A 24,031-nucleotide genomic window follows, 5' to 3' on the forward strand; every position below is an offset into this window, starting at 1 on the left:
CACGCGGAACTCGGCGGGGCCGGTAGGTTCATGTCCGTGGCGCGGCGATTCTCACGGGCGGTCCTGACGATCCTAGGCATCGTCCTCGTGCTCGGCGTGGCCATATTCTTCGGGGTCTACTACCTGCTGAACAGGGCCAAGCCCCTCGCCATCGGCGAGCACTGCCAGGTGAAGACGCCGGTGGGCACGCTGGACCTCGAGATCGAGCAGGCACAGGTGGCGGCGACCATCGCGGCGGTCGCCGTCGACCGCCGGCTGCCCGAGCGGGCCGTGGAGATCGCGTACGTGACCGCCATCCAGGAGTCCAAGCTGCTGAACCTCCCCTTCGGCGACCGCGACTCCGTGGGGGTGTTCCAGCAGCGGCCCTCGCAGGGCTGGGGCACCGTCGAGCAGCTCCAGGACCCCGTCTACGCCACCCGCAAGTTCTTCTCGGCGCTCGTCAAGGTCAAGCGCTACCAGCGGCTGCCCCTGCACGAGGCGGCGCAGGCCGTGCAGCGGTCCGCCGACGGTTCGGCGTACGCCCAGCACGAGGAGGACGCCAAGATCCTCGCCGCGGCGTTCACCGGGCGGGCGCCCAAGGCCCTGCACTGCTGGTATCCCGCGCCCGACAAGCCGGCGCCCGTGCAGGCCGCCAAGGCGCGCAAGGACCTTTCCAGGGCCCTCGGCGTGGATCCTGGCCAGGACAACGGCATCAGCGCCCCGACCGGCCGCCGCGGCTGGCTGATCGCCTCCTGGTCGGTGGCCCACGCCCAGAAGTACGGGCTGCGCAAGGTGCGCTACTCCGGTGTCGCGTGGTCGTCGGCCGAGGGCCAGGACGGCTGGGTCACCGACGCCAAGGCGACCGCCAAGACCGTCGAGATCGCCTGAGGCTCGCGCGCGGGCCTCAGGCGGGGCGGCCCCGCGCGCAGGCCCCTCGCCGGGCGGCCTACAGCATGCGCTCCACGTTGATCGAGCCGGGGGCCAGCGGCTGGGCGTAGGCGGCGGTCCATGCCTGGCCCTGCACGCGGTTGAAGGTCAGCAGCCGCCCGTCGGCGGCGCGGTAGTCGGCGAAGTCGACCAGGCCGCGCTCGGGGTACCCGGTCGTGCCCTCGGTGCGGAAGGTGGCGATCCCTCGCTCGAGGGGGTGGAACTCCACCCCCTCCATGATCAACATGCTCTTGGCCGGCACCATGCCCTGGGTGGGGACCGGCGTCCAGAGGTAGACCTCCAGGTGCGACGGCTCGCCGGGGCCGGGCCCCTGGCGCTCCTCGACCGACAGCCACGAATAATGGCCCATGCCCTCTTCGAGCAGGTATTCGGTCCACTGGTCGCCCTGCCAGGACAGGTGCAGGGCGCCGAGCACGCGCGACCGCATGCCCTGGCGGTCGATGATGTCCCCGACCTTGATCGTGCGCGGGTCGAGGTAGTCGGGGTTCAGGATGACCGGGCGGGCCAGCGCAGGGTGCGGCGAAGTCGGCTCGGGTGCCGGCTCAGGGGGTCGGGGAGCCGGTCGAGCCGTCTTTTTCGGCCGCCGCGTGCCAAGGAAGGCGCCCAGCACGACGACGAAGATGGCTGCGCTCACTGCGAGCACGACCGCAACGGTCATGCCGCGGGATCCTACTGGAGGCGGAGCACCGCCGCATTGATCCGTTCGTCACTCGCCGTCATGGCGATACGGATATGCGACGCGCCCGCCTGCCCATAAAAGTCGCCCGGTGCGACCAAAATGCCGATTTTAGCTAGGGCGTCTACCTGATCCCAGCAATTCCGGTCATCGGTCGCCCACAAATACAGACCGGCCGTGGAATGCTCGACGCGCCAGCCGGCCTTCTCGAGCGCCGGCCGCAGCAGGGCGCGCCGGGCTCCGTACAGCTCGCGCTGGTCGGCGGCGTGCCGGTCGTCGTCGAGCGCGGCGGCCATGGCGGCCTGGACCGGCGCCGGCATGATCATGCCGGCGTGCTTGCGCACCTCCAGCAGCCGCTTGACCAGCGCGGGATCGCCCGTGACGAACGCCGCCCGGTAACCGGCCAGGTTGGACCGCTTGGACAGCGAGTGCACCGCGAGCAGGCCTTCGTGGGAGCCGCCGCAGACGTCGGGATGCAAGATCGAGACCGGCTGCTCCTCCCAGCCGAGCTCGATGTAGCACTCGTCGGAGGCGACGACCGAGCCCCGCTCGCGCGCCCACGCGACGACCTTGCGCAGGTGCTCGGCGGGCAGCACGCGGCCCGTCGGGTTCGACGGGGAGTTCACCCAGACCAGCGGCGCCCGCTCGGGGCCGAGCCCGAGCAGCCCGTCGCTCGCGTGCGGCGTCGCGCCGGCGATGCGCGCGCCGACGTCGTAGGTGGGGTAGGCCAGGGAAGGGATGACCACGCGGTCGCCGGGCCCCACGCCGAGCAGGGTGGGCAGCCAGGCGACCAGTTCCTTGGAACCGATCGTCGGCAGCACGTCGGCGGGGTCGACCGTGACGCCGTGCCGGCGGGCCAGCCAGCCGGCGGCGGAGGCGCGCAGCCGCTCGGTGCCATGGGTGAGGGGGTAGCCAGGGCTGTCGGCCGCGCCCGCGAGCGCCTCGCGCGCCACCGCGGGCACCGGGTCGACGGGCGTGCCGACCGACAGGTCGACGATGCCGCCCGGGTGGGCGAGCGCCCGCTCCTTGTACGGCACCAGCCGGTCCCACGGGAAGTCAGGCAGCCCGATCACCGATTACCCCCAAGGTCGATCGTGGATGTCGATGGGCACGGCGACGTCAGGCGCCGCGACCGGACGGTCGCGGCACCCGGCGGCGCCTCTCGACGACGTGCGAAGGTCAGTGCTCGTCGGCCTGCGGCGGGAGGGCGGCCACGATCGGGTGATCACGGGTGATCTTGCCGACCTTGGACGCACCGCCGGGCGACCCGAGCTCGTCGAAGAACTCGACGTTGGCCTTGTAGAAGTCCTTCCACTGGTCGGGCGTGTCGTCCTCGTAGAAGATCGCCTCGACCGGGCAGACCGGCTCGCACGCGCCGCAGTCCACACACTCGTCTGGGTGGATGTAGAGCATGCGGTTGCCCTCGTAGATGCAATCGACGGGGCATTCTTCGATGCACGCCTTGTCCAGCACATCAACGCAAGGCTGCGCGATGACGTAGGTCACCTCGGGCTCCTTCTTCTCCGCGCCTTCGCACGACTCGACCGCGGGTTGCTAGACCTAGTATTGCCGTGCCGACCACATGTCTGAAACGGGAGGGGGGCGAAGCGTGTGACACCGCACTTTGGCGGAAGGTTGACGATCGCCATCTCGCCCGCCGACGTGGGCCGCCGCGTCACCGTGCGGCGCGCCGGCACAGACGGCTTCCGCGACGCCGTGGGCGTCCTCGAGTCCTGGCAGGACGGCCTGCTCCACGTGCGCAAGCGCGACGGCACGCTCGTCGGCATCCGCGAGGAGACCGTCGTCGCGGCCAGAGTCGTCGCCGAACGCTGACCTCCCGGCCGCACGCCGACGCCGATCCTCAGTCCGTATCCCCTGCGCCGAGCCCAGGACGCCGGCGCCGATCCTCGGACCGGTCGCCAGTGCCGGGCCCGCGGGCCGTCTGCCAATGCTGGCCCAAACTTCCGCGTGCCTCCTCGACGCGGGAGGATATGACGCTGAGTATTCGTTTCGTGACATCACGTGCGGCAGTCGCAGCAGCAGCACTCCTTGCCACCGCCGTGGCCGGGTGCTCCTCCACGACGACCAAGGACACCAAGCAGCCTCCGGTCAACCCCAGGGCGGCCAGCCTGGCCCAGGGGTTCGGCACGATGGACCGCCTCGTCGAGGCGGCGCGCAAGGAAGGCTCGTTGAACCTGGTCGGCATCCCCCGCGACTGGGTGAACTACGGCGCCGTCATCGACCGCTTCACCGGCGAGTACGGGGTGCGGATCAACGTCCTGGAACCCGGCGCGAGCAGCCAGCGGGAGATCGACGTGGCGAAGTCCGCCACCGCGCCCGCACAGGTGCCGGACGTCTTCGACCTGGGCGTCGACGTCGCGGTGGCGAACGCTCAGCGCTTCGCCTCCTACAAGGTGACCTCCTGGCAGGACATCCCCGACACCGTCAAGGATCTCAAGGGCCAGTGGTACGCGGGGTACGGCGGCTACATGTCCATCGGGTACGACCCTCGCAAGGTGCCCGCCCCCCGGACGTTCGCCGACCTGGCCAAGCCGGGGTACGCCGTGGCGCTGCCCGGCGACCCGCTCCAGACGGCGGCGGCCTTCTACGGCGTCATGGCGGCGTCGCTGCAGAGCGGCCGGCCGAACGCCGAGCGCGGGCTCGCCCTGTTCACCCAGCTCAAGAAGACGGGCCGCTTCAGCCTGCCCTCCCAGGCCAACACGCTGGTCGACTGGGACTACGTCAACGCCGCCAAGGCCGCGAAGACCGCCGGGGACGACAAGCCCGCCTGGAAGGCAGTGGTGCCCGCCGACGCGGCGCTCGCCTCCTACTACGTGCAGGCGATCAACAAGAAGGCCCCGCACCCGGCCGCCGCGCGCCTGTGGGAGGAGTTCCTCTACAGCGACGAGGTCCAGAACCTCTTCCTCAAGGGCTTCGCCCGGCCGGCGCGCATGGAGGCCCTGGAGATGTCCGGCAGGCTCGACAGGCAGGCGGCGGCCAGGCTTCCGGCCGTCCCCCGCACCCCCGTCCTGCTCACCATCCCGCAGACCGACGAGGGCAAGATCTACCTCAAGACCAACTGGCCCCGGTCGATGAGCTGAGGCCCGGCCGATGACCGAGCCCCGCCGATCGACCGAGGCCCGCCTGATCGACTGAGGCCCGCCTGATCGGCCTGGGCCCGGCTGATCGGCTGAGCCCGGCCGGTCGGCTGAGTTCACCGGGGGCCAAGCTTTCGGACAGATGTGTCGCAAGGACATCAAGGCTCTAAAGTGTCTGTACTTACGGACACACGGGGAAGCGATGTCTGGGAATGCGAGCTGATGGCCTTGCGACACGAAACGCCGAGCTTGATGCGGTGGAACGCTCGCGCCTATGACAGCTCGTTCGGCTACGTCTCGGCGCAGGGGGCGCCGCTGATCGAGCTGCTCGACCCACGGCCGGGCGAGCGCATCCTCGACCTCGGCTGCGGCACGGGAGTGCTCACCGCCGACATCGCGGCCCTGGGCACCACCGTGCTCGGCCTCGACGGATCCGCCACCATGATCGAGGTGGCCCGCGCCCACCATCCCGGGCTCGACTTCAGGGTCGGCGACGGGGCCGACTTCGGCGTCCCGACGCCGTACGACGCGGTGTTCTCCAACGCCGCCCTCCACTGGATGGGCCGCGACCCCGACGCGGTGATCCACTGCGTGCGCTCGGCCCTCACCCCCGGCGGCCGTTTCGTCGCCGAGATGGGCGGCGCCGGCAACTGCGCCGCGCTCACCTCCGCGATGCTGACCGCCTGGCGCGAGCACGGGCTGCCGGAACCCGAGCTGCCGTGGTACTTCCCCTCCCCGGCCGAGTACGCGCTCCGTCTGGAGAAGGGCGGGTTCACCGTCCGCCTGCTGGAGTACTTCGACCGGCCGACGCCGCTCGACGAGTGCCCGGGCGGCGCCGCCGACTGGGTGCGCATGTTCGCCGGGTCCCTGCTCGACGCGGTGCCGCCCCCCACCGTGGAGCCGTTGCTCCGCAGGGTGAACGAACTGGCGGCACCCGCGTTGCGCCGTGAATCGGGGTGGATGGCCGACTACGTGAGGCTGCGATTCGCGGCTGTGCGAGCCTAACGGCCGTCTACGATCGCGCGGTTTGCCAGACTATGGTCTGGTCATTGGAATCACCGGAGAGGGAACGGGATGAACTTCTGCCTGAGTGATCTCGTGCCTCCGCTTCGCTGGAGTGACGCGACCGGGTTCGCGCAGTTGCGGGACGCGCCCGGCCTGCCGGACGCGTGGTGGCGTTCCGTGCCGCTCAGCCGGGTCTTCGCCGTGCTCGGCCCCGAGGCGCTCGGTGAGCTCATCACCGAGCTGGCGACCGAACACTGGCCGGCCGCCTCCGTCGGCGACATCCTGCCCGCGCTGCACGTCATGGACCCCGAAGAGGCCGACGAGCCGCAGGTGTCGATCGCGCTGGACCGCGTCGGCTCCTACACCGGCCTGCTGGCGCTGACCGGCCGCGAGCTCGCCGACCAGCCGTTCATCCGGGCGCGGCCGGTGCTGAACGCGCTGTTCACAGCGGTGTTCGCACGGCTGGCGCCGGCCGGCGACCAGAACGCCGACGCCTCCGCCGGGGGCTCCCGCCGCGGCGCCGAGAACGGCGCCGCCAATGGCCGCTCCGCGGCCTCCGCGGCCGCGGCGAAGTCCGCCACGCCGGCCGCCGCTTCCGCCTCGATTCCCGCGCAGGCGCAGGTCGCCGCGCCGAGCGCCGCCCTTTCGGGGCCGGACGCCGCGGCGCCGGGCAGCGCGCCCTCCGCGCCGCGGGCCGAGCCGCTTCCCGTGCGGCCACCCGCGCCGCCGCTGCCCAAGAGGCGCTCCAACCGCATCGACGCCGGCGACCCTCTCGGTCTGGCCGCGGCGCGCATGGCCGAGGCGGCCCTGCAGCAGCGGGCGGCCGGCGGCCCCCGTCCCTCGATGTTCACCCCGCCGGTCCGCGGTGAGCGGCCCCCGCCCGCCCCCGAGGGGCTGGTGCCCGAGCTTCCCTCGCGGGCCAGACCCGAGCTTCCCTCGCGGGCCAATCCTGAGCTTCCCTCGCGGGCCAATCCGGCGCAGGTTCCCTCCCGGTTCAACGAGGCCCCGTCCTTCGGCCTGCCCGAGCCCGGGCTGCCGCCGGGGCCGCGGCCCTTCGTCCCCGAGCCTGAACCTTTCAACGCCGACCCCCTCGGCCCTAACGCCGACCCCCTCGGCCCGGACGCGGGGCTCCTGGGCCGCGACACGGGCCCGTTCGGCGTCGGACCGCGTCCGGCCGAGCACGGCCTTCAGTCCGACTCCGCCGCCGCACCGGCCGTCCCCGGGGCTCCCGCCGCCCCGGCGGCTCCGGGCGCCTCCGAGGCCCCGCAGGCGGGCGAGCGGCCCGAGGCGCCCGGCCGTCCCCAGGAGGACGACGCCGCCGAGGCCGGTGACGGGCCGCAGGCGCACGAGAGCGGCGACACCGGCCCGGCGACGGGTTCGGGCACCGACGAGTTCAGCGCGGGCCGCACCGAGATCGACGTCGCGGCGCTCATCGACGCGGCCTTCGCCGACCTGGACGACAAGACGTGGGCGGTGGCGCAGAACCACGTGTTCACCGACACTCCGGCCGCCCCAGAGGAACTGGCCAAGCTGTTCGCCGTGCCGCCGGAGGACATCGTCGTCCTGGAGGAGGAGCTGCGCGCGCGGCTGGCCGGCTGGCTGGACAGCGACGAGGCGGCGCCCTACACCCAGCACCTGGAGAAGCTCCCCGGCACCCTGGGCGTCGCCGCGCCCAAGTCGCGCCTGATGGAGGCCGCCGAGTGGCACACCAGGGAGTTGCGCTCGCTCGACGTCCCCGCCTGGCAGTTCGTGCTCGCCACCCTTCCCGGCTACACCGTCCAGGACGACTGGCTGGTCGCCGGGGACATCGCCGACCTGCGCGAGCGGACCTGCGGCCTGATACTGGACGCCGACCGGCCTCCGACGGTGGCCCGCGCGCTGGAGCTGGTCTCGACCCTGGGCATCCACCCCGAGGTCGCCAAAGAGTGGCTGGAGAACGTCCCGCAGCTGCGCATCCAGAGCACCAAGAACCCCGGCCAGAAGTCCGGCGCCGACTCCACGGCGGCCGACGAGCGGCCGGCCGAGCCGGACGGTTCCACGGCGGCCGGCAGGCTCAAAGACGTGTCCATGACCCGCAAGTGCTTCAAGCATCCCGACGGCCTCTGGTGGCTGCGGGTGGACGTCGTCCCCGAGCAGCTCACCGGCGGCGAGTGCCCGTTGCCGAGCGGCTTCGCCGCCTACCTCGGCATGAACCCCGGAGACAGCCACACGGTGGCCGGCGCCGCGGGAGACGTCACGCTGAGCTGGCAGGCCCGGCCGGTCATCGAGTCGCTCGGGCCCCTGCTGCAAGAGATGGGCGCACAACCGGGGTCCCACCTGTTCCTGACCGTCGCCGAGGAGGACAAGGTCCTGCGGGCCCGGCTGGTGCCCGCGGCGGCCGCCGACCTGGACAACAACACGACGGCGCTGCGGCTGGCCGGCCACACCACCAAGGGCAAGGCCGAGTCGCTGGAGGAGACGATCCGGGTGCTGGCCACCCGCGTCGGCATGACGGGGCCCGTGGGGCTCCCCGACCTGATGAACCGGCTACGCGAGCGCGGGGACCGCGATCTGCTGTCCCTGATGGTCTGACGGGAGCCGAATGCCCCGGCTCGCGATCACCCCCGAGGTCCCCCGGGACCTGGACGCGCTGGCCCAGCCCGTGCGCCGGGACGCGGTGATCGCCATGCGCCGATTCCTGCGGAACACCACGTCGGCCCCCCACCCCGAGCGGGTGCGCAACACGCGCGACCCGCGGGTGGCGACGCTGCGGCTCGCCGACCACTGCCGCGGGGTGGTGGTGCGCCAGCGGGACGTGTACTGGATGGTGGCGGTGCTGCCGGACGCCGAGGCGTGGTCGTACGCCCAACGGCACCGTTTCGCGGTCAACGCCGCCATCGGGGTCGCCGAGGTGTGGAACGCCGAGGCGCTCGAACGGGTCGAGCCGGCGCTGCGCCGGTCGGCGGAGTCCACCGGCGAACGCCTGTTCGCGCACGTCTGCGACACCGATCTTCTCGGACTCGGCGTCGACGCCCAGCTCATCCCGCTGTTGCGCCTGATCACGACGGACGCCAACCTCGACGCCCTGGAACCGCTGCTGCCCGAGAGCCAGTTCGCCCCGCTGTGGGTGCTCGGCCAGGGAGGGTCGGTCGCCGAGGCGTGGCGGGCGCTGGACGCGCAGACGGCCGTGCCGCTGAACGGGGCCGCCGTGGACGTCGCCGACCTGCCCGCCGCGCTGGAACGCACGCCCGACCGCGCGGTCTTCGTGCCCGACCCGGCCGCGCTCGACCGGGCCCTCGCCGTCCCGCTCTGGTGCACCTTCCTCTACCCCACGCAGTACCGGCTCTCCCACCAGGACGAGTTCGAGGGGTCGGTGCTGGTCACCGGCGGAGCGGGCACCGGCAAGACCTTGGTCGCCCTGCACCGCGCCGCCCATCTGGCCCGCGCCGGCGACGGCAGGATCCTGCTGGTGACCTTCTCCCAGGGCGTCGCGGCCGAGGTCGCGGCCAAGCTCGACCTGCTGGTCCAGGAGGCGCGCGCCCGCGAGCGCATCGAGGTCGGCAACGTCGAGCGGCTGGCCCACCGCATCGTCGCCGAGGCCGAGGGGCGTCCCCCGCTGCTGGTCGGCGGCCCCGACCTGGCCACGCTGTGGCAGGAGGCGTCGGAGATCTCCGGGGACCTGCACAGCCCGGCGTTCCTGCTGCGCGAGTGGGAGCAGGTCATCCTGGCGCAGAACCTGTGCACCGTCCAGGAGTACCTCTCCGCGCGGCGCCCGGGCCGCAGCGTCGAGCTGGACGACGAAGAGCGCACCGCCGTCTGGAAGGCCATCGAGCACGTGACCGGGCGGCTGCGCGCCGCAGGCAGGCGCACGCTGCTCCAGCTCGCCGCCGAGGCGTCCATGCTTCTGGGCCGGGACACCGGCGATCTGCTCGGCGACGACGCGCCCCGGGTCGAGCCCTACCGGCACATCGTCGTGGACGAGGCGCAGGACCTGCACCCGGCGCAGTGGCGGCTGCTGCGCGCCGCCGTGCCGCCCGGTCCGGACGACCTGTTCATCGTGGGTGATCCCCACCAGCGCGTCTTCGACACGCGGGTGGCGCTCAGCACGCTCGGCATCAAGGCCGAGAGCCACCGCCTGTCGATCTCGCATCGCCTGCCGCAGGAGGTCCTGACGTGGGCCGTGCGGGTGCGCGGCGGCGGGCCCGTCGACGGCCTGGTGGACGGCGTCACCGACCTGGTGGGCTTCCGCGCCACGCGCCCCGGCCACCGTCCGGAGGTGCGCGAGTACACCTCCGACGCGGCCGAGCTCGCCGGGATGGCCGCGCACGTCACCGCCTGGCTGGAGGACGGCGTGCCCGCCGATGAGATCGCCGTGGCCGCCCGCACCGCCGAGATGGTCAGGCAGATCAAGGCGGCGCTCGGCCCGGCCGCGCCCGGGGTCCGGGTCAGCACCTTGCACGGGCTGAAGGGCCTGGAGTTCCGCCGCGTCGCGCTGATCGGCGTGGCCGACGGCGTCGTGCCCGCGCCGGACGCGCTGACCCCGGCCGCCGAGGACCCGACCGCGCGCGCCCACGACCAGCAACGAGAGCGCGGCCTGCTGTACATGGCATGCACTCGGGCTGCCGAACGGCTGTATGTGTCCTATTCAGGCCGCGCAAGTCCCTTTTTGCCGCCGTGACCTAATAACCTGAACTGCGGATAAGAGCGAGTCTCATCCCGACTCAAGCCCCATGCCGGTTGGACCCCCATGAATCTGAGCCTTAGCGACATCGTGCCTCCCCTGCGCTGGACACCGCCCGGCCAGGTCGAGCCGATCGCGAGCGACACCCGTCTCCCGGACGCGTGGTGGCAGGCGCTTCCCCTGGACCGTGCCTGCTTGATCGCCGGAACCGCGCAGGTAGCGGAACGGCTGGCCGATCTGACCATGGCCTGCTGGGGTCACCTCCCGCTCGGCGACATCCTGCCCCTGCTGCGGATGACCGACCCGGACAAGTGCCTGCGCACCCCGCATTCCCGCGATGAGGTGCTCGCCTTGTTCGGGACCGTGCTGTCGCGGCTGCTGGCCTCCGACACCGGGGCCCTGCCGGACGGATCCGCCGGGCGCGACGCCGCCGGACGTGACGCGCCGGCCGGGCGCGACATCGCCGGGCGTGACGCCCCGGTCGCCCCGGTCGTGCCGGTCCCGCCGGCCAAGCCCGAGCGGCCGATCCCCGAGCTGATCGACGCGATCTTCGCCGAGCTGGACGACCGGCAGCGGGCCATCGCCGCCGACCGCGTCTACGCCGAGCGCCGGGTCACGCTCGACGAGCTGGCGCAGAGGTTCTCGGTCACCCGCGAGCGCATCCGGCAGATCGAACGCGACCTGCGCGACCACGTGCAGACCCGGCTCGCCACCCCCGAGGCCACCCCGCTGGCCGCCCACCTGGCCTGGCTGCGGGGACGCCTCGGCTCCGCCGTGCCCGCCGAGGACCTCGCGGCGGCGGTGCCCTGGCACCGCACGGAACTGACGACGCTCGGGGTGCCGACCTGGCGGTTCGTCCGCACCCTGCTGACCGGGTACGACCAGGTGGAGGGCTGGCTGGTCGCCGGAGGCGCCGACGAGCTCAAGGAGAAGACGCGTCAGCTCTTCACCGATGGCCCGGTGAAGCTGCCGGAGGCCGTCACGATGGTCGCCCAGCTGGGCATCCGCGAGGACGTCGCCGAGCGCTGGCTCGGCTCCATCCCCCACCTGCGCATCCTGGAGGGCCACGTCGTCCCCTGGCCGCGCAGCGTCAACGAGAAGGCCGAGGCCGTGCTGGCCGTCGCCGAGAGCCCGCTCAGCCCCGAGGAGATCCAGAGCCGCATCGGCGAGGACTACAGCCTCGTCGGCATCCGCAACCAGCTCACCGCCGACGACCGCTTCCTGCGCGTCGACCGCAACAGGTACGGCCTGACGCGCTGGGGCGGCGAGGAGTACATCGGCATCCGCGAGATGATCGTGCGCGAGATCGAGCGGGCGGGCGGCGAGGCCTCGGTGAACAGCATCGTCGCCAACCTGACCACCCGCTACGAGGTCAGCGAGAGCTCGGTGCGCGCGTACGCCGGCGGGCCGGGGTTCGAGCGCACCCAGCGGGGCTGGATCCGCGTCGCCGCGCCCGAGCAGGCCGAGCCGTACCAGCCGCGCCGCGACGTGTCGATGACCCGCCGCTCCTTCCGCAGCCGCGACGGGCGGTGGTGGCACCGCGTGGACGTCAACGCCGAGCACCTGCGCGGGTCCGGCTCGCCGCTGCCGACCGGCTTCGCCGCGCACCTCGGCATGGCCCCCGGCGGCCAGCTCACCACCTCGACGCCGTCGGGCGACGTCGTGATCAGCTGGCACAACCAGCCGACGATGGGGTCGATCAGGGCGGTGCTGGCCGACTACAACGCCGGCGAGGGCGACTCGATCTTCCTGACCGTGTCGGACGGCGGCGAGCTGCTCACCCGCTACCTGCCGCAGGCCGCCACCGGGCTCCCGCCGATCAACATGGCGCTGCACCTCATCGGGTACACCGCGCCGGTGGCCTCGGAGGCCGAGGCGCTGCGCCTGATCGGGGCGCGCATCGGCCTGCCCGACGGGGCCTCGCGCGAGGAGATCCTGACCCGGCTCCGCGAGCGCGGCGACCGCGACATCCTCGCCTTCCTCGACCCCGAGGCCGCCTGACGACGACGCGTGACCGGGGGGCGGCGAGCGGGAGCGCCCGGCCCCCGGACACGAGGTGATCCATCGCCTAAGCTCGGTGGCATGTTGCGGCTCTATGACACCCGGTCCAGGCGGCTCGAGCCGATCGTCCCCGAGAACGGGCGGGTCGTCCGCGTGTACACCTGCGGCCCGACCGTCTACCGGTACGCCCACGTGGGCAACCTCCGGTCGTACCTGCTGCCCGACCTGATCCGCCGGGTGCTCGAGCAGCATCACATCCGATCGGTGGTGTGCCAGAACATCACCGACGTAGGCCACCTCGTCGACGACGACGCCATCGACCCCACCGGCGAGGACAAGGTCCTGCAGCAGGCCCGCCGCGAAGGCCGCTCGGCGCTGGAGATCGCCCGCTTCTACGAGGACGCCTTCCGCCGCGACACCGCCGCGCTCAGCATGCGCACCCCCGAGTACACCCCGCGCGCATCAGAGAGCATCGACCTGATGATCGAGCTGATCGCCAAGCTCATCGAGATGGGTCACGCCTACGCCGTGGACGACGGCTCGGTCTTCTTCGACGCCAAGAGCTTCCCCTCCTACGGCGAGATCTCCGGCAACCGGCTGGACGCGCTCAAGCCCGGCCACCGGGTCGAGGGCGTCGACGAGCGCAAGCGGTTCCACGCCGACTGGGCGCTGTGGAAGGGCGCCGACCGCGAGATGACGTGGGAGACCCCCTGGGGCCGCGGCTTCCCCGGCTGGCACATCGAGTGCTCGGCCATGTCCCTGCGCTTTCTGGGCGGGCACATCGACATCCACACCGGTGGAAAAGACCTGCGCTTCCCCCACCACGAGGACGAACGCGCCCAGTCCAACGCCTCCGTCGGCCATGACGTCGTCAAGCACTGGGTGCACGGCGAGCACCTGCTGTTCGACGGCCGCAAGATGGCCAAGTCCACCGGCAACGTCGTGCTGCTCTCCGACGTCGAGGACGCCGGGCTCGACCCCCTGGCGGTACGGCTGGCGTTCCTGGAGCATCGTTACCGGCAGCAGATGAACCTCACCTGGGACACCCTGCACGCGGCCGACCGCACGCTGCGCCGCTGGCGGCAGCGCGTCGCCGAGTGGGCCGAGTCTCCCAGCCGGCCGATCTCCGCCGACTACGCCCGCCGCGCCCAGGACGCCTTCGACGACGACCTGGACACCCCGGCCGCACTGCGCGTGGTGCGCGAGCTCGAGCGCGACGAGACGGTGTCCCCCGGGTCGCGTTTCGAGACGTTCCTGCACCTGGACCACGTCCTCGGCCTCGGCCTGTCGCTGGACATCGGCAGGCCGCCCGTCGTCCCGGTCCTCCCTCCGGGCGCGGCCGAGCTGCTGGAGGCCCGCGCCAAGGCCCGCGAGACCAAAGACTGGCCCGCCTCCGACCGCCTCCGCGACGAGCTCGCCGCCCTCGGCGTCAAGGTCACCGACACCCCCGAAGGCCAGACCTGGTCCTGACTTCGGCCTCTCCGTTCGCGACTCCGGGCACCGATCGGCGACGCGGTCCGTTACACGGGCAGAACGGGTCGATCGAAAGGCGTCTGTCGTGGCCGACGACGGTTCTTCCCGGAAGCTGCCATGGACATGGCACGTGACCGTGATGCTGTGCCTGGCCTTCGCCGGCTTCGGAGTCGGCCTCATCTCGGTGTCCGTCCAGAGCCGCGTGCTCGCCTTCGCCTCCCTCGGCGCCCTCGGGCTCAGCACGGTGCTCTACGTCTGTCTGAGTGTGAAGTGGTTGCGCGGCCGAGGGCGCGGCAGGGTCGAAAGCGGCGCGAGAAGCGCCGTAGGTGGCACACGATGGTTCTTCAACTGGCTCCCGTGACACGATCCCCCGCTCCCGCACGCCGCGGGACGCTCCGCGCCTGGGTCGAGGCCTTGGAGGGCTCATGCGCGCCGGTGCGACGCCGGGGCGGGCCTTCGAAGGGCTCGCGGCCGGGGTGCTCGGGTCGTCCTGGTCAGCCGGTCGCGGTGGGCGGGGTCACCAGCGTCGGGGTGGACTTGACGAACTTCAGAGGCGCCCTGCCGTAGCGCTTGGGCAGTTCGCGCGCGGCCTTGGCCACATCGGTGGTGCCGACCTCCACGGCCGAGCCGTCCGGCCTGACGGCGATCGTGGTGATCGTGACACCGCGCGCCTGCCAGTAGCGCACGTCCCCGGTGACGCGCCGGGCGATCGCGTCGAGCTCGCGGGCCGAATGAGCGGCGTCACGCGGCCTGATCGGCTGCTTGGGGAAACGGTGGCCCAGGGCCGCGTCCAGCCGGGCGGACGGGCGCCGGTAGACGATGACCGTGTGGTGCGGAACGTCGAGGACCACGCTCGCGAAGTGGCCGGGGAAGCGACGGCGCAGGTAGTCCTCGACCTGGCCCGCGAGGGCGGCCAGGCGCTCCTGGCCGTCCGTACCCGGAACCGGACCGCCCGTACTCGGGCCCGGGCCTTCGGTGCCCGGCGCCGGGGCGCCCGTCCCGGGAGCGGCCGGGCCTCCCGTCCCCGGGACGGCGCCGCCCGCCTCCGGGGCCGGGGCGCCCCCGGGTCGTGAGGCGTCCTGCCCTGAGGCCGGGGTTTCGGCGGGCCGTGGGGTGTCACCGGCCGAGGGGGGCGGGGCGGCGCAGGCCAGGATGGCGGTGACGGTGCAGCCGAAAAGCACGGCCGCCGCGCCCATACGGTGTCTCTGGTCCATGGTGACGCCTCTCGCCGATCCGGTTCTCACGCACCTGACGAACATAAGACGGAAAACCGCCGCGCGGCGTTCACCGTATTTCTCTTCGCGCGCCGCCCTCTCGCGATCATTCGTCCACTTTCAGTTGACTTATCCATCCGTCAGGCATGGTGTCGTATTGCGTGATGCGATTCGCTGGAAGCGTTCGCATATGACGACGAAAAGGGACCGAAACCTTGGGCCCCGGTCCCGATCGATCGAGTCAGAGAGGTGTCAGGCCGATCATCCGGTGATGATGGCGATGCCGGGGAACGCCGTGGTGGCGTTGCTCCACGGGGAGTAGTAGATGCGCCAGGTGCAGACGCGGCCGGTGGGCCGGTAGCCGGTGCAGGGCACCTGGGTGCTGAAGTCGGTGGCGGTGATGGTGCCGGCGGCGTAGACCTGGTTGGTGTTGCTGGCGTTGGTGACCTCGACCGGGCCGCCGCTGTCGCCGCCGCCGGCCGCGTTGAGGAACGACTGCTGTTCGGCGCGGACGGTGCCCTGGATCAGCCAGCCGACGTTGATCGTGACGTTGACCGCGGTGACCTTGATGGTGCAGTTGGTGCCGGAGAAGCCGCCGGAGGTGCAGACGAACAGGCCGACGATCGAGCTGGTGGTGCCGATCACGGGGTTGTTGATCTCCGTGGCGACGTTGCCGAGGGGGTTGTTGAAGACCCGCCCCGCGGCGTTGGTGCCGATGAGGAGCACGTCACGGGCGGAGTTGCTGTGCGTGACGCTGCCGATGACCTGGCCGGTCGGGTCCTTGGCGGTCGAGCCGACCGACGCGCAGTGCGCCGAGGTCAGCATCTTGGTGGCGCCCTGGTAGGTCACCGCGAACCCGGTCGTGCAGGCGGGTGACGAGGTGCCCCACACCGAACCGCCCCACCACGGCGGGCTGTCGTCCCAGCGGCTCGCCACCTTGGGTCGCACACCGTACTCGAGGGTGACCGGCACCGCCGCGCCGGAGATCGCCGTGCGGGTCGCGCCGACCGAGGCCGTGGTGGCCTTCAGGCCGGAGCCGTCCTGTAGGGGCTCGATGGAGGTGATCAGATCGCGGTTCGCCCGGATGAGGCGGTTCGCCTCACCCTCCAGCTCTCGCGCCGTGTACTGGGCGGGCAGCACGCTGATCGCCACGTCGCGCCGCAACAGGCCCAGGAGGTCGTTGAACGCCTTGGACGGCTTGCCCTTCCAGTACACGCGCAGCTCGCGGCTCTCCGGCACCGCCATCAGGCCGGCGTAGCCGTCGCCGAAGTCCGCCAGCGCGGCGGTGATCCGGTCGGCGGCCTTGACCATCTTCCGCTGATCGAGCAGCAGTTCCTTCCACGAGGCGTAGCCGCCCGGCACCGGCCCGGTGGGCTCGACGGATCCGGTGGCCTGGGGCTTGACGGGATCCGGGGCGCTCGCGGCCTGGGCGGTGCCCATCCCGGCGGCGGCGAGCACGACGCCGACCGCCGCGACGAGGTTACGTAATCGGGGTGACCTGCGGTTTCTCGGGGGGTTGTTCACCTTTGCGATCCTCCTAAGCGACGACCTCGGCGTTTCACACGAGCGACGGCCGACCGGTACCTCGTCCCCGTCTACGGGGGCCTGGACAGCTGTGTGGGGGCGACGAAAAGGGGCCGGCGCCTGCGCACCGGCCCCTGATCGCTCGAATCAGATCTCGTCGATCATCCGAGGATGATGGCGATGCCGGGGAACGCGGTGGTCGCGTTGCTCCACGGGGCGTAGTACATGCGCCAGGCGCAGATACGGCCGCTGGTCACGTAACCGGTGCAGGCGACGGAGGTGCTGCCGTCGATCGCGGTGTTGACGCCCGCGGCGTACACCGTGTTGGTGTTGGCGGGGTTGACGACCTCGACGGAACCGCCGCTGTCGCCCTGGCCGACGGCGTTGGTGTGCGCCTGCTGCTCGGCCTGGACGGTGCCGTTGATCAGGTAGCCCACGTTGATGGTGACGTTGACCGCCGTGACCTTGATGTTGCAGTTGGTGCCGGAGTAGGCGCCGGAGGTGCAGATGAACATGCCGACGGTCGAGCCGGTGGTGCCGACCACGGCGTTGCTGTACTCGGTGGCGACGCTGCCGACCGGGTTGTTGAAGACGCGGCCGCCGGCGCTGGCGCCGATCAGCAGCACGTCGCGGGAGTTGTTGTCCTGCGTGACGGAGCCGATGACCTGGCCGGTCGGGTCCGTGGCGGTGTGGCCCACGTCGCCGCAGTGCCCGGCGGAGAGGATCTTCTGGGCGCCGCCGTAGGTCACGGCGAAGCCGGTCGAGCAGCCGCCGCCGGTGGTGGCGTTGGCCCAGGCGCCGCCGCCCCACCAGGGCGGGGAGTCGTTCCAGCGGGTGGACAGCTCGGGCTTCACGCCGTACTCGAGGGTGACAGGCACCTTCGCGCCGGAGATCGCCGAACGGGCCGCGCCGAGCACGGCGGTGGAGGCCTTGAGCCCGGAACCGTCCTGCAGCGGCGCGATCGAGGTGAGCACGCTGCTGTTCGCGCGGATCAGGCGGTTCGCCTCACCCTCCAGCTCTCGCGCCGTGTACTGGGCGGGCAGCACGCTGATCGCCACGTCGCGCCGCAACAGGCCCAGGAGGTCGTTGAACGCCTTGGACGGCTTGCCCTTCCAGTACACGCGCAGCTCGCGGCTCTCCGGCGCAGCGATGACGCCGGCGTAACCGCCGCTGTTCTGCGCCACGGCCTCGGTGATGCGGTCGGCGGCCCTGGTCAGCTTCTCCTGGGCGGCCAGCAGATCCTTCCACGAGGCGAACCCGCCCGGGACCTTGCCGGTCGGCTCGATGGACTGGGTGCGGGTGTCCTTGACCGGGTCGGGAGCCGCGGCGGCCGGCGCGACGCCCATCCCGACGGTGAGAAGGGCGGCTCCGAACGCCACCGCCAGACGACGGGCGGCTCGCGGGGCTCTTGCGATACTTGGGGGGTTTTCCACGAATGCTCCTCCGTGACTTCCTTGCGGGGATGCATCCGGTATTCCATGCATTTACGGGCCAATCAACGCCTTGACCCATGTATCAGTCACTGGTAAAGCAACAAGTCGGACAGCCGTATGCCGGGATTCCGGCTTCGCGTTTACGGGATGCGCTGGCGGCTCACCGAAGCGCCACCTGCGGACATACGCCTCTCGACTTCCCTAATTACGATAAAAAGCACATGCCATTCACTGTCCGCTTCCGGACATGACGAAAAGGGCCGATCGCCGGCCGACCGCGGACGTCGTCACCGGCCGGCACCGCGTCGCGGGCCGCAGCGCGCGAGCTGGTCCCGGCCGGGGAAGGGGCATGCATCAGACGCGTGCCCCAGATGCGGTCATGACGTGGCCGTCAGGGGCGGCGGCGGGGAAGGCGGACGGTGAGGAGCTTGGCCCGGGGGGCCACCCGTTCCGCGAGGGCGAACAGGGACTCGGTGCGGGAGCGGTCGGCGTCCAGGTGGGTGAACAGGTTCACGCCCAGGTAGAACGTGATCGACGCGTACGCCAGATCGCGCGGGGGCAGGAGCTTGGCCAGCGGTGACCCGCCGATGACCCGTTCGAGGGTCCGCTCGATGAAGGAGATCCACGGCTCGGCCCGCTTGACGATCTCTTCGCGCAGCTCGGGGCGGGCGATGCTGGCCCCGACCAGCTCGGCGAAGAGCGTGATGTGGCCGCCTTCGAGGTCGGCCCGGTAGATCTGGGTCGCCACCTCCACCAGTTCCTCCAGCGTGCGGGCCTCCGCCACGGCCTCCTGGTAGGCCGCCATCCGCTGCTCGGAGGAGCGGTCCAGCGCGGCCAGCAGGAGTGGGTCCACGCCGCCGAAATGGTAGAAGACCAGCGCCGAGTTGACCTCCGCGGCCTTGGCGATGGTGCGGGCGCTGGTGCCGGCGTACCCCTCGGCGCGCAGGGTGCGCGCCGCCGCCTCGATGAGCCGTTCTCGCGTCTCCACGCCCGGCTGCTTGGTCATGCCCACCCCTCTTGCGTCACGCTGGCTCCTCATCATACGGTTTAATCACTCGATTAAATCGGTCGATGAAGGGAGCGCGCGTGGAGCCTGATGTGCGGCACCAGAGGCGATCGCGGCGTGCGCTGGCCGGCGTGCTCGCCGCCTTGTTCGCGGCGATCCTGGCGTACAAGGTGCTCAACGCGGGGCGTCTGGAGCAGACGGCGGTGTTCTACGTGGGCATCCCCGCCGTCATCGCGATCACCATCGCGCTCACCGCGCGGCCCCGGTCGGCCACCGGCCTGGTCATGGCCACGATCACCGTCGGGCTCGCCCTCGCCGGCCCGCTGCTCGGCGAGGGCATCGTCTGCCTGGTGTTCGCCGCCCCCGTCTTCTACGCCTCCGGGCTGTTCTTCGGGCTGCTCATCGACTGGGGGCGGCGTCACAGGGGCATACAGCTGATCGTCTTTCCGCTCCTGCTGCTGACGGTCACCGAGGGCGCCTCGCAGGCCACCTCGCTGCCACGCGAGCACGAGGTCACCGCGATCCGCCCGGCCGGCGCGGCGGACGTCGGGCGGGCCCTGGCCAGGCCACCCGTGTTCGCCCCGTTCGGCTCCACCTTCCTGCGCCTGGGTTTCCCCAGGCCGCTCTCCGCGCGCGGTGAAGGACTCCAGGTCGGCGCGGTGCGCGAGATCACCTTCACCCCGCGCCGCTCCCTCGGCATCGGCGCGACGCCCGAACCACGCTCGATGACCCTGCGCGTGACACAGAGCGCGCCCGGCCGTGTGGTGTTCCAGGTGGTGCGCGACACCACGCTCGCGCGCTGGCTGGAGTTGCGGGAGGCCGAGTTCGCCTGGACTCGCGCCCAGGTGCGCGTCACGTTGCGCTACCGCAGGACGTTCGACCCCGCCTGGTACTTCGGGCCTCTGCAACGGCACGCGGCCGGCGAGGCCGCGGCGTACCTCGCCGCCACCTTCACCCGATGAGCGCCGTCGTTCTCCACCCTCGGGGCACGGTCGTTCTCCGGCCCCCGGGCACGGGCGTTCTCCGGCCTTCGAGCACGGGCGTTCGATGAGTGCGGCGGTGGTGCGGGGCGTGGCGCTGATGGCGCCGGTGGTCGTGCTGCTGGTCGCGGCCAGGGTGCGCCGGCCGGGCGAACCGCGCATCGCCGCCGCCCTCCTCGCCACGGTGTGGAACCTGACGGTGCTGGCCGTGGTGAACGTCGTCGCGTCGCAGGCGGGCTGGTGGGAGTTCCACGCCGAAGGCGCGCTGCTGGCGCGCGTTCCGGTCGACCTGCTGCTCGGGTGGGCGCTGCTGTGGGGCGCCTGCCCCGTGCTGGCCGCTCCGCGCGCGCCCATCGCGCTCACTTCGGCCGTGCTCGCGTGGCTCGACCTGGCGCTCATGCCCCGGGCCGGGCCGGTCGTCGCACTGGGTCCGCTCTGGTTGGCGGGGGAGGCGACGGCGATCGCGTTCGCCCTGGTGCCCGGTCTCCTGCTCGCCCGCTGGACCGAGGAACGGCGCCTGCTCCCGGCCAGAGTAGCCTTCCAGGTCGCGCTGGCGTCCGGCCTCGGCCTCGCGGCGCCGGTGCTCACGACCGGCGTGTGGCGGCAGCCGGCGTGGGCGCTCGCTCTGGCGGCCCAGGCGCTCGCCGCGCCGATGCTGCTCGGGCTGGCGGCGGTACGCGAGTTCGCCGCCGTCGGAGGGGGCACGCCGCTGCCGTACGATCCTCCCGGCAGGCTGGTGACCGGCGGGCCGTACGCGTACGTGCGCAACCCCATGCAGGTGGCGATGACGGCCGGATACCTCGTGCTGGCCGCGCTGGACGCGGTGTTCCTCGTGGCGGCGTTCGTCACGTTCTGCTACGGAGCCGGCCTGGCGGCCTGGCACGAGGGTGAGCGGCTCGAACAGCGGTTCGGCGGCGCGTGGCACGACTACCGGCGCCGGGTGCGCCCCTGGATCCCACGCCTGCGGCCCGCCATGCCGCCCGCGTCGCTGTACGTGGCCACCACCTGCGGGCAGTGCCGCCAGGTGGGCGGGTGGATCGCCCGCCGGGGGCCTGTCGCGCTGCGTCTGGTCGCGGCCGAGGCCCACCCGGCCGGCCTGCGCCGGATGACCTACGAACGCGCCGACGGCGCCCGGGCGGAAGGGGTGGCCGCGTTCGCGCAGGCGCTCACCCACATCCACCTCGGCTGGGCGTCGGCCGGCTGGCTGCTCCTGCTGCCCGGCGTCCGCTGGTTCGTCCAGCTCTGCCTGGACGCCCTCGGCGCGGGCCCCCGCACTCGCGTGAAAGGGTGAAAGACGGCTTCGCGCGTCAGGCGTTCAGGACGCGGGTCTCGCCGACGGCGAGGTCCCACAGGTCGGCGCGATCGCGCCCCGAGGCGATCCAGGCGGCACGGGCCTCCTGCACGGGGGCCATCAGCGGCTCGCCGGACAGGACGAAGGTCCCCCAATGCATGGTCGCCATCCGCCGGGCGCCCACGTCCTCGCACGCCTGGACGGCCTCGGCCGGGTCGACGTGCGTGACGTGCATGAACCAGCGCGGCTCGTAGGCGCCCACCGGCATCAGCGCCAGGTCGATGCCCGGGTAGCGCTCGCCGATCTGCTTGAAGCGGTCCCCGTAGGCGGTGTCTCCGGCGAAGTAGACGCGCTGGTGCGGCGACGTCAGCACCCATCCGCCCCACAGCGACTTGCAGGTGTCGAACAGCGTCCTGCGGCTCCAGTGGTGCGCGGGAACGAAATCGAAGCTCACGTCGCCGATCTGGGCGCTCTCCCACCAGTCCAGCTCGGTGACGTTCGTGAACCCCCTCTTGGTGAACCAGCTCGCGAGGTTGGCGGGGACGAACACGGGCGTGTGGCGGGGCAACCGGCGCATCGTCGGGGCGTCGAGATGGTCGTAGTGGTTGTGGCTGATCACGACGGCGTCGATCGGCGGCAGGTCGCTCCAGGCGAGACCGGGCGGCGTGAGCCTCTGGCGCACGCCGGGGATCTTACGGGACCACACGGGGTCGGTCAGCACGGTGAGCCCGCCGACGCGCAGCACGTAGGTGGCGTGGCCGACCCAGGTGATCGCGGCGTCCTGGGCGGCGACCGGGGGCAGTCCGGCGCGCAGCACGGGGATCTGGTCGACGTCGCCGATGTCCGGCCGGAGGCCGCCGTGCCAGGTGACGCTGACGATCTCACGGAAGTCGGGCAGCGGGCAGGTCAGGCGGTCCTTGAAGTCGGCGGGAAAGGTTCGGGCGCCGTGCCCGGGCGGCGGCGTGGCGGGCGATGGCGTGGCGGGCGGGCGCGGGGGCGTGACCGGGTCGGTCGGCGGGGTGACCGGGGGGACCTCAGGGCTGACGATTTGCGACATTCGACCCTCCTGTTCGTCACCGAGTGGAGGCGGGTTGTTCCGTTGGGGGATCACCACTCTGCTCTCATGATCCCCCCTGGGCGAAAAACATGCCTCAGCCGTCCGAGGTATCCGTCATGTCCTCCCTTATGCCGATACGATGTGCGGCAATCTCCTGCTCAGCGCAGGTGTGACATCCATTAACCTTCCCGGCGCGGGACCCCTTTCACTCCAGGGTGCGCCTCCGCCACCGGGCGGCATGCCTCGGGTATCCCCCCTCGTCCAGGTCGGCGAGGCGTTCGAAGACGTTCCACGAGGCGGGATGGCCGCAGATCACCAGGGAGAACACGGCCGCGAGCACGTAGAGCACGAGCAGAGGAAGCCCGACGCAGAAGGCGTACTGGGTGGCGTGCCGCGACTCGTGCCTGAGCAGCGCCCCGGTCAGGTAGCCGTCCTCCTGGGCCGTCAGGACGACGTTGCCCACCGTGAAGGCCCCCGCGACCGGGAACCGGATGCGGTAGCCGTGCGCGTACAGCAGGCCGTGCTCGCCACGCCGCACCCGAGCCCGCCCGGCCACGGCGATGAGCAGTCCGAGCGGCGTCGACAGGTTGACGTAGTTGACGACCTGCCTCGCCCGGTGCCGGCCACGCATGTCTCGATTGTCGCTCAGTGACCCGTGCGGTGGTAGCGGCCCTCGTGGAACAGCAGCGGAGGAGCGTCCCTCGGGACGTCCGCCGAGACGACGCCGCCTACGACGATGGAATGGTCGCCCGCGTCGTGCACGGCCGTCGTGCGGCACTCCAGCGTCGCGATGGCGCTGTCGAACAGCGCCATCCCCAGCGAGCCGCGCCGGTGCGACCAGCGGTCGAGCTGCCTTTCCAGCGTGAGGCCGCGCGTGGCGAAGGCCCGGGAGGCGTCCTCCCCGTCCTGGCCGAGGATCGAGACGCCGAACACGCCCGCGTCGAGCACGGCGGCGTGGAACCTGGCGATCTTCTCGACGCAGATGAGCACCAGCAGCGGATCGAGGGAGACCGAGGCGAAGGAGTTGACCGTCATGGCGTGGTCGACCCCGCCGGACAGGGTGGTGGCGATGGCGACACCGGTGGCGAAGCGGCCGGTCACCTTCCGGAAGACCTCCTGATCGAGGCGGTTCTCCGCGGATCCCTGATGCACGCTGGCCAGCCTATGCGGACATACCATCCGAGATGTTCATGGGACGCGCCTTGCCGAAGGGGCCCGGGTGCAGCAGCCACGAGCCCGACGAGGGGATGAGCAGGACGGCGACCACCAAGGCGACGGCGCCGCCGCCGAGATACCAGTAACCGGCGGGAGTCGCCGCGACGATCAGATCGCCCTCGGACCGCTTGACCGAGAACACCAGCGCGACGAGCATCCAGCCCATGCCGCAGACGAAGGCCGCCAGCTTGGTGCCCATCAGCCGGCCCGCGCCGTACAGCAGCCCGAACAGCAGGAGCGACAGGGCGATCGGGACGGGCGCCACCAGATCGCCCACGCCCCAGGAGTGCTGCAGCCCGGACACGACCCCGTAGACGGCGCCGAGCACGAAGAGCACGCCGTACGCGGCGCCGGTGACCGCGGCGCCCGGCTCGGTCTCGGCGGGCTGCGGATGCTCCGCCTCCCACCTGGCCCGCGCGGCCGCGACCTCCTGCCACGCGTCCGCCCTGGCCTGCTCTTCGTCCATATCGG

General features: G+C 71.9%; 22 protein-coding genes. 11 read left to right on the top strand and 11 right to left on the bottom strand.

Translation table 11 applies throughout. From position 1 onward, the window contains the following. The first annotated feature begins 30 nt into the window (after positions 1-30). A complete protein-coding gene (locus ACFO60_RS17135) occupies positions 31-867 on the top strand; it encodes a hypothetical protein (protein ID WP_380841330.1) in 837 nt (278 codons plus the stop codon). A gap of 58 nt (positions 868-925) precedes the next feature. Here the strand turns inward: ACFO60_RS17135 and ACFO60_RS17140 are convergent, their stop codons facing one another. From ACFO60_RS17140 to fdxA, 3 genes are all read right to left on the bottom strand, one after another. After that, a complete protein-coding gene (locus tag ACFO60_RS17140) occupies positions 926-1,585 on the bottom strand; it encodes a DUF4178 domain-containing protein (protein WP_380841331.1) in 660 nt (219 codons plus the stop codon). 11 nt (positions 1,586-1,596) lie between these two features. Further along, the gene (gene dapC / locus ACFO60_RS17145; RefSeq protein ID WP_380841332.1) at positions 1,597-2,676 is read right to left on the bottom strand and encodes a succinyldiaminopimelate transaminase; all 1,080 of its coding nucleotides are present in this window, start codon (positions 2,674-2,676) and stop codon (positions 1,597-1,599) included. 106 nt (positions 2,677-2,782) lie between these two features. Continuing rightward, positions 2,783-3,109, bottom strand: coding sequence for a ferredoxin (fdxA, locus tag ACFO60_RS17150; protein WP_380841333.1), 327 nt, complete (start codon positions 3,107-3,109; stop codon positions 2,783-2,785). A 129-nt stretch (positions 3,110-3,238) separates the two neighbouring features. Between fdxA and ACFO60_RS17155 the strand changes: the two genes are divergently transcribed. The 8 genes from ACFO60_RS17155 (at position 3,239) to ACFO60_RS17190 (ending at position 14,201) form a co-directional block, all read left to right on the top strand. After that, positions 3,239-3,436, top strand: coding sequence for a hypothetical protein (locus ACFO60_RS17155; protein ID WP_380841334.1), 198 nt, complete (start codon positions 3,239-3,241; stop codon positions 3,434-3,436). A 179-nt stretch (positions 3,437-3,615) separates the two neighbouring features. Beyond that, on the top strand, positions 3,616-4,704 hold the full coding sequence (locus ACFO60_RS17160) for an ABC transporter substrate-binding protein (RefSeq protein ID WP_380841336.1): 1,089 nt from the start codon (positions 3,616-3,618) through the stop codon (positions 4,702-4,704). A gap of 249 nt (positions 4,705-4,953) precedes the next feature. Further along, entirely contained in the window at positions 4,954-5,706 is a 753-nt protein-coding gene (locus ACFO60_RS17165) for a class I SAM-dependent methyltransferase (protein ID WP_380841338.1), read from the top strand. Between the two features lie 69 nt (positions 5,707-5,775). Beyond that, positions 5,776-8,277 carry a hypothetical protein gene (locus tag ACFO60_RS17170; RefSeq protein WP_380841339.1) on the top strand — a complete coding sequence of 834 codons (2,502 nt, stop codon included), beginning with the start codon at positions 5,776-5,778 and terminating at the stop codon, positions 8,275-8,277. Positions 8,278-8,287: 10 nt separating this feature from the next. Continuing rightward, positions 8,288-10,363: a UvrD-helicase domain-containing protein gene (locus ACFO60_RS17175; protein ID WP_380841340.1), complete on the top strand. Its 2,076-nt coding sequence runs from the start codon at positions 8,288-8,290 to the stop codon at positions 10,361-10,363. A gap of 69 nt (positions 10,364-10,432) precedes the next feature. Further along, positions 10,433-12,367 carry a sigma factor-like helix-turn-helix DNA-binding protein gene (locus tag ACFO60_RS17180; RefSeq protein WP_380841342.1) on the top strand — a complete coding sequence of 645 codons (1,935 nt, stop codon included), beginning with the start codon at positions 10,433-10,435 and terminating at the stop codon, positions 12,365-12,367. 81 nt (positions 12,368-12,448) lie between these two features. Beyond that, positions 12,449-13,837, top strand: coding sequence for a cysteine--tRNA ligase (cysS, locus tag ACFO60_RS17185; RefSeq protein WP_380841343.1), 1,389 nt, complete (start codon positions 12,449-12,451; stop codon positions 13,835-13,837). Positions 13,838-13,970: 133 nt separating this feature from the next. Beyond that, positions 13,971-14,201, top strand: a complete 231-nt coding sequence (locus ACFO60_RS17190) for a hypothetical protein (RefSeq protein WP_380841344.1) — start codon at positions 13,971-13,973, stop codon at positions 14,199-14,201. 133 nt (positions 14,202-14,334) lie between these two features. Here the strand turns inward: ACFO60_RS17190 and ACFO60_RS17195 are convergent, their stop codons facing one another. The 4 genes from ACFO60_RS17195 to ACFO60_RS17210 form a co-directional block, all read right to left on the bottom strand. After that, positions 14,335-15,054, bottom strand: a complete 720-nt coding sequence (locus ACFO60_RS17195; RefSeq protein WP_380841345.1) for a hypothetical protein — start codon at positions 15,052-15,054, stop codon at positions 14,335-14,337. Between the two features lie 261 nt (positions 15,055-15,315). Then, on the bottom strand, positions 15,316-16,578 hold the full coding sequence (locus ACFO60_RS17200) for a chymotrypsin family serine protease (protein WP_380841346.1): 1,263 nt from the start codon (positions 16,576-16,578) through the stop codon (positions 15,316-15,318). A 161-nt stretch (positions 16,579-16,739) separates the two neighbouring features. Then, positions 16,740-17,957, bottom strand: coding sequence for a chymotrypsin family serine protease (locus tag ACFO60_RS17205; protein ID WP_380841347.1), 1,218 nt, complete (start codon positions 17,955-17,957; stop codon positions 16,740-16,742). Between the two features lie 445 nt (positions 17,958-18,402). After that, a complete protein-coding gene (locus ACFO60_RS17210; protein ID WP_380841349.1) occupies positions 18,403-19,017 on the bottom strand; it encodes a TetR/AcrR family transcriptional regulator in 615 nt (204 codons plus the stop codon). Between the two features lie 80 nt (positions 19,018-19,097). Here ACFO60_RS17210 and ACFO60_RS17215 point away from each other — a divergent pair, with 80 nt between their 5' ends. Further along, positions 19,098-19,979 carry a hypothetical protein gene (locus tag ACFO60_RS17215; RefSeq protein WP_380841350.1) on the top strand — a complete coding sequence of 294 codons (882 nt, stop codon included), beginning with the start codon at positions 19,098-19,100 and terminating at the stop codon, positions 19,977-19,979. A 97-nt stretch (positions 19,980-20,076) separates the two neighbouring features. Next, the gene (locus tag ACFO60_RS17220) at positions 20,077-21,288 is read left to right on the top strand and encodes a methyltransferase (RefSeq protein WP_380841351.1); all 1,212 of its coding nucleotides are present in this window, start codon (positions 20,077-20,079) and stop codon (positions 21,286-21,288) included. Positions 21,289-21,304: 16 nt separating this feature from the next. Here the strand turns inward: ACFO60_RS17220 and ACFO60_RS17225 are convergent, their stop codons facing one another. From ACFO60_RS17225 to ACFO60_RS17240, 4 genes are all read right to left on the bottom strand, one after another. Further along, entirely contained in the window at positions 21,305-22,345 is a 1,041-nt protein-coding gene (locus ACFO60_RS17225) for an MBL fold metallo-hydrolase (protein ID WP_380841352.1), read from the bottom strand. Between the two features lie 205 nt (positions 22,346-22,550). After that, a complete protein-coding gene (locus ACFO60_RS17230; protein WP_380841353.1) occupies positions 22,551-22,976 on the bottom strand; it encodes a hypothetical protein in 426 nt (141 codons plus the stop codon). A 14-nt stretch (positions 22,977-22,990) separates the two neighbouring features. Then, on the bottom strand, positions 22,991-23,497 hold the full coding sequence (locus ACFO60_RS17235; RefSeq protein ID WP_380841354.1) for a flavin reductase family protein: 507 nt from the start codon (positions 23,495-23,497) through the stop codon (positions 22,991-22,993). A gap of 10 nt (positions 23,498-23,507) precedes the next feature. Beyond that, on the bottom strand, positions 23,508-24,026 hold the full coding sequence (locus ACFO60_RS17240; protein WP_380841355.1) for a DUF6113 family protein: 519 nt from the start codon (positions 24,024-24,026) through the stop codon (positions 23,508-23,510). Positions 24,027-24,031 lie beyond the last annotated feature (5 nt).

Origin of the sequence: Sphaerisporangium dianthi, assembly GCF_042654065.1 — a bacterium.
GTDB lineage: Bacteria > Actinomycetota > Actinomycetes > Streptosporangiales > Streptosporangiaceae > Sphaerisporangium > Sphaerisporangium dianthi.

Excerpts from the sequence above, each read along its gene's own strand:
- ACFO60_RS17135 (WP_380841330.1), top strand. The coding sequence starts at position 31 with ATGTCCGTGGCGCGGCGATTCTCACGGGCGGTCCTGACGATCCTAGGC.
- ACFO60_RS17140 (WP_380841331.1), bottom strand. The coding sequence starts at position 1,585 with ATGACCGTTGCGGTCGTGCTCGCAGTGAGCGCAGCCATCTTCGTCGTC.
- ACFO60_RS17165 (WP_380841338.1), top strand. The coding sequence starts at position 4,954 with ATGCGGTGGAACGCTCGCGCCTATGACAGCTCGTTCGGCTACGTCTCG.
- ACFO60_RS17170 (WP_380841339.1), top strand. The coding sequence starts at position 5,776 with ATGAACTTCTGCCTGAGTGATCTCGTGCCTCCGCTTCGCTGGAGTGAC.
- ACFO60_RS17175 (WP_380841340.1), top strand. The coding sequence starts at position 8,288 with ATGCCCCGGCTCGCGATCACCCCCGAGGTCCCCCGGGACCTGGACGCG.
- ACFO60_RS17180 (WP_380841342.1), top strand. The coding sequence starts at position 10,433 with ATGAATCTGAGCCTTAGCGACATCGTGCCTCCCCTGCGCTGGACACCG.
- cysS (WP_380841343.1), top strand. The coding sequence starts at position 12,449 with ATGTTGCGGCTCTATGACACCCGGTCCAGGCGGCTCGAGCCGATCGTC.
- ACFO60_RS17195 (WP_380841345.1), bottom strand. The coding sequence starts at position 15,054 with ATGGACCAGAGACACCGTATGGGCGCGGCGGCCGTGCTTTTCGGCTGC.
- ACFO60_RS17210 (WP_380841349.1), bottom strand. The coding sequence starts at position 19,017 with ATGACCAAGCAGCCGGGCGTGGAGACGCGAGAACGGCTCATCGAGGCG.
- ACFO60_RS17225 (WP_380841352.1), bottom strand. The coding sequence starts at position 22,345 with ATGTCGCAAATCGTCAGCCCTGAGGTCCCCCCGGTCACCCCGCCGACC.
- ACFO60_RS17230 (WP_380841353.1), bottom strand. The coding sequence starts at position 22,976 with ATGCGTGGCCGGCACCGGGCGAGGCAGGTCGTCAACTACGTCAACCTG.
- ACFO60_RS17240 (WP_380841355.1), bottom strand. The coding sequence starts at position 24,026 with ATGGACGAAGAGCAGGCCAGGGCGGACGCGTGGCAGGAGGTCGCGGCC.